Origin of the sequence: Escherichia sp. KCJ4928, assembly GCF_004352695.1 — a bacterium.
Classification (GTDB): domain Bacteria; phylum Pseudomonadota; class Gammaproteobacteria; order Enterobacterales; family Enterobacteriaceae; genus ECMA0423.
Window position 1 is genome coordinate 1 of the sequence record NZ_SJWV01000198.1, and the last position, 6970, is coordinate 6970.

Annotated in this window: 8 protein-coding genes and 1 pseudogene; 3 read left to right on the top strand and 6 right to left on the bottom strand. The window is 48.8% G+C overall.

Annotated features, from left to right (window positions below; genetic code table 11):
- Positions 1–387: pseudogene (ydjO, locus tag E0D98_RS19965) on the top strand (protein YdjO); the annotation flags it as partial.
- 3 nt (positions 388–390) lie between these two features.
- Here ydjO and tcyP read toward each other — a convergent pair.
- From tcyP to hxpB, 3 genes are all read right to left on the bottom strand, one after another.
- On the bottom strand, positions 391–1782 hold the full coding sequence (tcyP, locus tag E0D98_RS19970; RefSeq protein ID WP_001010685.1) for a cystine/sulfocysteine:cation symporter: 1392 nt from the start codon (positions 1780–1782) through the stop codon (positions 391–393).
- A 132-nt stretch (positions 1783–1914) separates the two neighbouring features.
- Positions 1915–2505 (bottom strand): metal-dependent hydrolase, encoded by a 591-nt coding sequence (locus E0D98_RS19975; RefSeq protein ID WP_001297653.1) that lies wholly within the window; start codon positions 2503–2505, stop codon positions 1915–1917.
- A 162-nt stretch (positions 2506–2667) separates the two neighbouring features.
- Positions 2668–3336: a hexitol phosphatase HxpB gene (gene hxpB, locus E0D98_RS19980; RefSeq protein ID WP_000106834.1), complete on the bottom strand. Its 669-nt coding sequence runs from the start codon at positions 3334–3336 to the stop codon at positions 2668–2670.
- A gap of 146 nt (positions 3337–3482) precedes the next feature.
- Here hxpB and E0D98_RS19985 point away from each other — a divergent pair, with 146 nt between their 5' ends.
- A complete protein-coding gene (locus E0D98_RS19985) occupies positions 3483–4019 on the top strand; it encodes a YniB family protein (RefSeq protein ID WP_000222172.1) in 537 nt (178 codons plus the stop codon).
- 40 nt (positions 4020–4059) lie between these two features.
- Here E0D98_RS19985 and E0D98_RS19990 read toward each other — a convergent pair whose 3' ends face one another.
- From E0D98_RS19990 to pfkB, 3 genes are all read right to left on the bottom strand, one after another.
- Entirely contained in the window at positions 4060–4920 is an 861-nt protein-coding gene (locus E0D98_RS19990) for a fructosamine kinase family protein (protein ID WP_000267654.1), read from the bottom strand.
- A 105-nt stretch (positions 4921–5025) separates the two neighbouring features.
- On the bottom strand, positions 5026–5316 hold the full coding sequence (ghoS, locus tag E0D98_RS19995) for a type V toxin-antitoxin system endoribonuclease antitoxin GhoS (protein WP_000146159.1): 291 nt from the start codon (positions 5314–5316) through the stop codon (positions 5026–5028).
- Between the two features lie 100 nt (positions 5317–5416).
- Positions 5417–6346 carry a 6-phosphofructokinase II gene (gene pfkB / locus E0D98_RS20000; RefSeq protein ID WP_000251735.1) on the bottom strand — a complete coding sequence of 310 codons (930 nt, stop codon included), beginning with the start codon at positions 6344–6346 and terminating at the stop codon, positions 5417–5419.
- A 286-nt stretch (positions 6347–6632) separates the two neighbouring features.
- Between pfkB and E0D98_RS20005 the strand changes: the two genes are divergently transcribed.
- Positions 6633–6970, top strand: a 338-nt coding sequence (locus E0D98_RS20005; RefSeq protein ID WP_131890872.1) for a DUF481 domain-containing protein, incomplete at its 3' end; no start/stop codon positions are given.

The following is a 6970-nucleotide window of genomic DNA, read 5'->3' on the forward strand; positions in this document are numbered from 1 at the left end:
ACTATATACTATGAAAAAAATTATATACATCCTGCCGGGAGCATTTTTGCTGCGATTCAAAAAAATGAGAGTCTCCTAAAGTTTTCTTCGATAATATCAATGCTTAATATCAATCTTCTTTTTAATCCACTAAATCTTCCGGGAATGGGAAGTGGTGTGCTTGAAGATATTATGAGTATTCCAGATAGTTCACTTAGAAAACGTCTCGGGTATGAGGTTTTAAGCTTCTCGCTACAGGCACATTCATTGAGCCAGGAATGTATTGATAAGTTGGACATTTTTTTCGCTGGCGATCTGTTTAAATATGAGTCAGTATGCATCGCCGCGATGGAACATTTAAAAAGTAAGGCAACGGCCCCTATACAAAACGGGCCGTTGCCAGCATAAGAATTAACGGTGTGCCAGTTCGGCGTCGTCTTCGCTATCCAGAATGGCTTTATCGGTTTGCTTCAGCCACTGGCTGGTCAGCGTGCCAGCTGTCATCGAGCCACTAACGTTTAGCGCCGTACGGCCCATGTCGATAAGCGGTTCAACGGAGATTAACAGCGCCACCAGGGTTACTGGCAGGCCCATCGCAGGCAGCACAATCAGTGCGGCGAAAGTTGCACCACCACCGACACCGGCAACGCCTGCGGAACTAACGGTAACAATACCGACCAGCGTCGCAATCCACATCGGGTCCAGCGGGTTAATGCCAACCGTAGGCGCAACCATCACCGCCAGCATTGCCGGATACAAACCGGCGCAGCCGTTCTGACCAATGGTTGCACCGAAAGAGGCGGCGAAACTGGCGATGGATTCAGGAACGCCCAGACGACGCGTTTGTGCTTCCACATTCAGTGGGATAGACGCAGCACTGGAACGGCTGGTAAAGGCAAACGTCAGCACAGGCCATACCTTACGGAAGTACTTCAGCGGACTCACGCCATTAATGCCCAGCAGAATGCCATGCACTGCAAACATAATCAGCAGACCGAGGTAGGACGCGACAACGAAACTTCCCAGTTTGATGATGTCTTGCAGGTTAGAACCTGCAACCACTTTGGTCATTAGTGCCAGAACGCCGTAAGGGGTCAACTGCATGACCAGGCGAACCAGTTTCATCACCCAGCTTTGCAGGGTATCGATAGCGGTTAAGACGCGTTCACCTTTCGGCGCATCATCCTTCAGCAGTTTCAGCGCAGCTACACCGAGGAATGCGGCAAAAATTACCACGCTGATAATTGACGTCGGATTGGCTCCGGTCAGATCGGCAAACGGGTTTTTCGGGATAAAGGACAAGACCAGCTGCGGAACGCTCAGGTCAGAGACTTTACCAACATAGTTACTTTCGATGGCGTTCAGACGTGCAGTTTCTGCACCACCCTGAACCAGACCTTCAGCCGTCAAACCAAACAGGTTGGTGACCAGCACACCGATCAGCGCCGCAATCAGTGTGGTAAACAAAAGCGTACCGATGGTCAGAAAACTGATTTTGCCTAACTGAGATGCGTTATGCAGACGGGCAACCGCGCTCAGAATAGAGGCGAAGACTAACGGCATAACGATCATTTGCAGCAGTTGAACATAGCCGTTACCAACGATGTTAAACCACTGTACAGAATCTTTAAGTACCTGGCTGTCAGAACCATAAATGGTATGCAGGGCAAGGCCAAAAACCACACCCATCACCAGACCCACCAGCACTTTTTTCGCCAGACTCCACTGTTTATGGCGGGTCTGAGCCAGCGCAAACAGCAGTACAACGAACACCACGATGTTCGCAATTAATGGAAAGTTCATCCCCGTTCTCCTGATCTTATTATTTCTATCACTGCGTAGCAGTCATAGTGTTGGCGCAAGATTAACAGAACTGTGAGCTGGCTCTTATATTCAAATGGAATTGCTTATTCCAGAAAGGTGATTTTTGCCTTTTTAGTATTCAACCTGATGCTTAATAAGCCGATGAAACTGGATCTGCAAGGTATTGATCATTTGCGATGACCAACGAACAGCGCTGTTCTCGGGTAATGAATGGGGCATCCATACCGACCAGACAAATAATGCCATGCAGATAAAACGTTCCAGTTGGTTGCCCTTTTGGGGAACCAGGATAGGCAAGCGGAAACGCCAGCGGCATGGCCAGAGCAGGGGAACACCGGCGGGTGTCAGCATATCGGCAAGTATGTGGCTCAAATAACCCAGCACCATTCCTTGTAGCGCATCAGCCGGAATGAACCAGCCTTCCGGAACCTTAAGGTAAAAGGTTGCCAGCAGCGCAAATACCGCCAGCAGACTGTGGGTAAAACCACGATGCCCAAAAGCGCGGGCGATCGGTTTTGATATCCATTTTAATCGCTGCCCAAGAAACGACTTTGGGTGATCGATGTCCGGTAACAAACACGTCAGGATTGCGGAAGGGACAATATGCCACCAGTCACCCTGTGCCAGCACGGGCGTCAGCTCGGCATTTTTGGCAAATACCGCACAAGCAATAGAAAAGAGAAGGTGACCTTCCGCCGTCATGATAAAACTCACTAAACTGTCGATACGTACAGTATAGGATTTTTATACAGTGCACGGAAGTGGTGACGGTGTAACTCTTTCTCTTAAATTGACGATTAATCCGTCAGTTGAATGCAAATTCAGATAAAGAACCAGGGGCAGCGTGATCACTGCCCCTGGTCATTAACCGAGAAGGTCTTTTGCGGTGAGTTCTGTCAGCGATGAGAGTTTGACGTTTGCTAATACAAAACGTGGATCATTTTGCGCTTCTGGCGCAGGAACGACGATGGAACGCATGCGGGCTGCTTTAGAAGCGATCATGCCATTTACCGAGTCTTCCAGCGCCACGCAGGTCAGTGGGTCAACGCCCAGTTTTGCTGCGCAGTCGAGATATACTTGCGGATGCGGCTTGCTGTAAGGCAGTTTTTCAGCCGAGGCGAGGGCATCGAAACTGTCGCGTAAGTCAAACATGGTCAACACTTTTTCCAGCATATGTAGTGGTGACGCGGAGGCCAGTCCCACCAATAAACCTTGTTCTTTGCATAACGCAACAGCTTCGCGCACGCCTGGTAATAATGGACGTGTCTCTTCAACCAGTGAAATGGCACGGGCAATAACCCGTTCTACTACTTCCTGACGGCTTGGCCCATTCCACGGTTGCCGGGCGTACCAAAGATCGACCACCATATCGATGCGTAAACCTAAGGTGTCCGGCAGCTCGTTACGACGGGAGATATCCACCCCCAGGCTTGCCATCACATCCAGTTCGGCTCGATCCCATAAAGGTTCTGAGTCGATAAGTAATCCATCCATATCAAAAATTGCAGCAAGAATCTGACGCGGGGTTGACATTACAACCTCTCCTTTAGAGCATTATGTGTAAGGTATTAAGCCGTGCTTATGATTAAGCGCCTATCATATCGCCTTTAAAGAATGGGCGAAAACAGATATCTACAGGTAAACTAAGTGAAACGACGCGTCTTAATCAAGGAGAACTCATGACGTATCAACAAGCTGGACGCATTGCTGTTTTGAAAAGGATTTTGGGTTGGGTGATTTTTATACCTGCATTGATCTCTACATTGATTTCTTTGCTGAAATTTATGAATACCCGGCAGGAAAACCAGGAAGGCATTAATGCGGTCATGCTCGACTTTACTCATGTCATGATCGATATGATGCAGGCGAATACGCCTTTTTTGAATCTGTTCTGGTATAACTCCCCGACCCCTAATTTTAATGGTGGCGTGAACGTTATGTTCTGGGTGATTTTCATCCTGATTTTTGTCGGACTGGCGTTGCAGGATTCCGGTGCCCGGATGAGTCGCCAGGCGCGCTTCTTGCGGGAAGGTGTTGAAGATCAACTCATTCTGGAAAAAGCCAAAGGGGAAGAGGGGCTAACGCGTGAACAAATTGAGTCCCGTATTGTTGTTCCGCACCATACTATTTTCCTGCAGTTTTTCTCACTATATATCCTGCCGGTTATTTGTATTGCTGCAGGTTATGTGTTCTTTTCTCTGCTTGGGTTTATTTAATCAAAAGGCCGCACGGAGCGGCCATTATCCTCAACCCATATCATGCTGCTAATAATCTATCCAATGACTGCTGAGCAATAACCAAATGCTGACCGCCAAATAATCTTGCACGATTTAACAGCGTGTAGAGTTGGTAAACCGGTTGACGTTCAAGGAAATCGGCAGGTAGCGGGGATACTGACTGATAGCCGTCATAGATTTGTGGCGGCTGTTCAGTATGCAGCGGTAACATCGCCAGGTCGCACTCTCGGTCACCCCAGTAGCAGGCAGGGTCGAAAATGTACGGGCCATCCGGACCCAGCGCACAGTTGCCGGACCATAAATCGCCGTGCAACAGAGAAGGCTGCGGTTGATGCGAGGCCAGACGCTGCTGAATATGCTCGACGATGGCGTCGATATTGCCGAAAGCGATCCCTTTCTCTGCTGCCAGTTCCAACTGCCAGCCAATCCGTTGTTCAGCAAAAAACGTTGACCAGCGACGTTGCCAGGTGTTGGGCTGTGGAGTTGTGGAGAGCGAGTTATCAAAATCGAGGCCAAATTGTGGTTGGTCACTCCATTGATGTAAACGCGCAATTTGCTGACCAAGAATAAATGCGCTATGCGCATCCAGCGGACGAGGTGGGAGATAATCCATCACCAGAAAACTGTAGTCACGGTCAGCGCCTACTGCCCAAACCTTAGGCACGGTGACGGTTTTACTACGCGACAGTAACTCCAGTTGGTCGGCTTCGGCGGTAAAACCGGGAAGCAGTTCCCTTTCATCACATTTGACGAAAAAGTCATGTCCTGCATAGCGCAAATGCCATGCGGCATGGACTTCTCCGCCAGGCAGTTCATTACGCAGTTCGATTTCGCCTTCACCTAACTGCTCGCTCAAAAGACGACTGATTGCCTGCCACATGATGTCTCTCCCATGTTGTCTGCCAGATCATAAGGTTAGCGCAAGAATGCGGTGTAAAAACACGAGCTAACGCACACCACAGACTGATTATTGCCCAAAAACCATTTATTTTCTGTTGCTATTCCATTCCTCCCAGGTCGTGATGGTGATTTCAGGATCTTTGCCGGTTGCACTTTGGGTAAGCCCCGAAACCAGTTCTCTAATTTCTTCTTCACTTTGGGTACTGATAAGTCCAAAAGTGTTAGTCCCCAGCTCATGGATATTTCCCTCATCATCCGTCATGGTGAGCAAAAAACCGTCGCGAGTCAGGTAATTATTCAACTCGTTAATTTCAGTCAATGTATCCTCATGCAACATGACGGTTATGACATAACGGACAAGATCGCCACTGGCCATAGTTCACCCCTTTGTTATCACATGACTTTTGAGCATAGTCGGAGAAACGCGTTGCCGACAGGTTGGTGGTGATTCCCCCAATGCTGGGGGAATGTTTTTGTTAGCGGGAAAGGTAAGCGTAAATTTTTTGCGTATCGTCATGGGAGCACAGACGTGTTCCCTGATTGAGTGTGGCTGCACTCCCCGCAGCTACGCCAAAACGGACCATCTCTTCAAGAGAGGCATTTTCTGCCAGTTTCAGTGTCATCGCGCCGACCATGCTGTCACCAGCGCCAACGGTACTCTGGCTTTTCACCGGTGGTGGCACCACCTGAATGCAGTTTTCACTATCAACACCCAGCGCTCCTTGTGGACCAAGGGAAACGACAACCCGTTTGGCCTTGCCGCTATTAACGATTTCCTGCGCGGCTTTGCGGACATCGTCTGGCTGGGTGAGTTCGCGATTCACCAGCGCACTGAGTTCTTTTTGGTTAGGCTTAACCAACTCGATGTTACCAATCGCCAGTGCTGCACTTAACGCTTCGCCAGAACTGTCGATGATGCAGCGGATCCCTTGGTTTTGCGCAGCGGAAATCAGTTGGGTTAATTTTTCCAGCTTCACACCTGGCGGCAGGCTTCCGCTTATGACCAGGATGGCCCCGGATTCAATTTCCAGAACTTGCTCTTCAAGCTGGCGAAACTCATCTTCATTTAATGCCGCGCCTGGCATAACAAAACGATACTGCTCACCGCTTGCTTCCACATGTACGTGTAAATTCTGCCGGGTCCAGTCTTTGGCTTCTACAGTAGCGACGGGGACATTTTCATCCGCCAACAGAGAAACCAGGTGTTCGCCGGTCGCGCCACCCGCCGGGAAGATCGCTGTGGCACTGCCTCCAAGATGGGCAATGGCGCGGGCGACGTTGATGCCGCCGCCCCCGGGTTCGAACACCGGTGCGGTACAGCGCAGTTTTCCTTCGGGATAAATTTGCGGGGTAATTGTTGCGCTATCGAGAGAGGGCGCAAGTGTCAACGTATAGATACGTACCATCATTTCCTCCTATAGGCTGATTTCAGTCTGGCACCGAATCAGCCGAAAGTGAAGAAATTAACAATATGATTTATTAGAGCTTTATTTAAAATTTTGCAGATAAATATATATAAATAAAAATCTGTTTTCGCCACATGCTTATTCAAAAAATGAAATAAGAATACATTGCTAAGTTATTCGCGCCTTTTTATAATTCGTTACCTTTCCAGGGACGCTAATCTTTGATCCTTAAGAAAGTTTCCGGGACCGCGATGGTCTCTTTTTTTGTTGTACGGACTCTTGATAAATGAAGCTTTTGAAGACAGTTCCTGCCATCGTTATGTTGGCGGGGGGCATGTTTGCGTCACTGAATGCAGCTGCCGATGATTCCGTTTTTACTGTCATGGACGATCCTGCCAGCGCTAAAAAACCTTTCGAAGGTAATCTGAACGCAGGATATCTTGCACAATCAGGCAATACGAAAAGCTCCTCACTTACGGCTGACACCACCATGACCTGGTATGGACAAACCACTGCCTGGTCGCTGTGGGGGAACGCCAGTAATACTTCTTCTAATGATGAGCGTTCTTCAGAAAAATATGCGGCGGGCGGGCGTAGCCGTTTTAATTTAACTGATTATGACTA

What these genes read in the sequence shown, in the direction of transcription:
- tcyP (WP_001010685.1), bottom strand. Translation starts at nt 1,782, where the DNA reads ATGAACTTTCCATTAATTGCGAACATCGTGGTGTTCGTTGTACTGCTG.
- E0D98_RS19975 (WP_001297653.1), bottom strand. Translation starts at nt 2,505, where the DNA reads ATGACGGCGGAAGGTCACCTTCTCTTTTCTATTGCTTGTGCGGTATTT.
- hxpB (WP_000106834.1), bottom strand. Translation starts at nt 3,336, where the DNA reads ATGTCAACCCCGCGTCAGATTCTTGCTGCAATTTTTGATATGGATGGA.
- E0D98_RS19985 (WP_000222172.1), top strand. Translation starts at nt 3,483, where the DNA reads ATGACGTATCAACAAGCTGGACGCATTGCTGTTTTGAAAAGGATTTTG.
- E0D98_RS19990 (WP_000267654.1), bottom strand. Translation starts at nt 4,920, where the DNA reads ATGTGGCAGGCAATCAGTCGTCTTTTGAGCGAGCAGTTAGGTGAAGGC.
- ghoS (WP_000146159.1), bottom strand. Translation starts at nt 5,316, where the DNA reads ATGGCCAGTGGCGATCTTGTCCGTTATGTCATAACCGTCATGTTGCAT.
- pfkB (WP_000251735.1), bottom strand. Translation starts at nt 6,346, where the DNA reads ATGGTACGTATCTATACGTTGACACTTGCGCCCTCTCTCGATAGCGCA.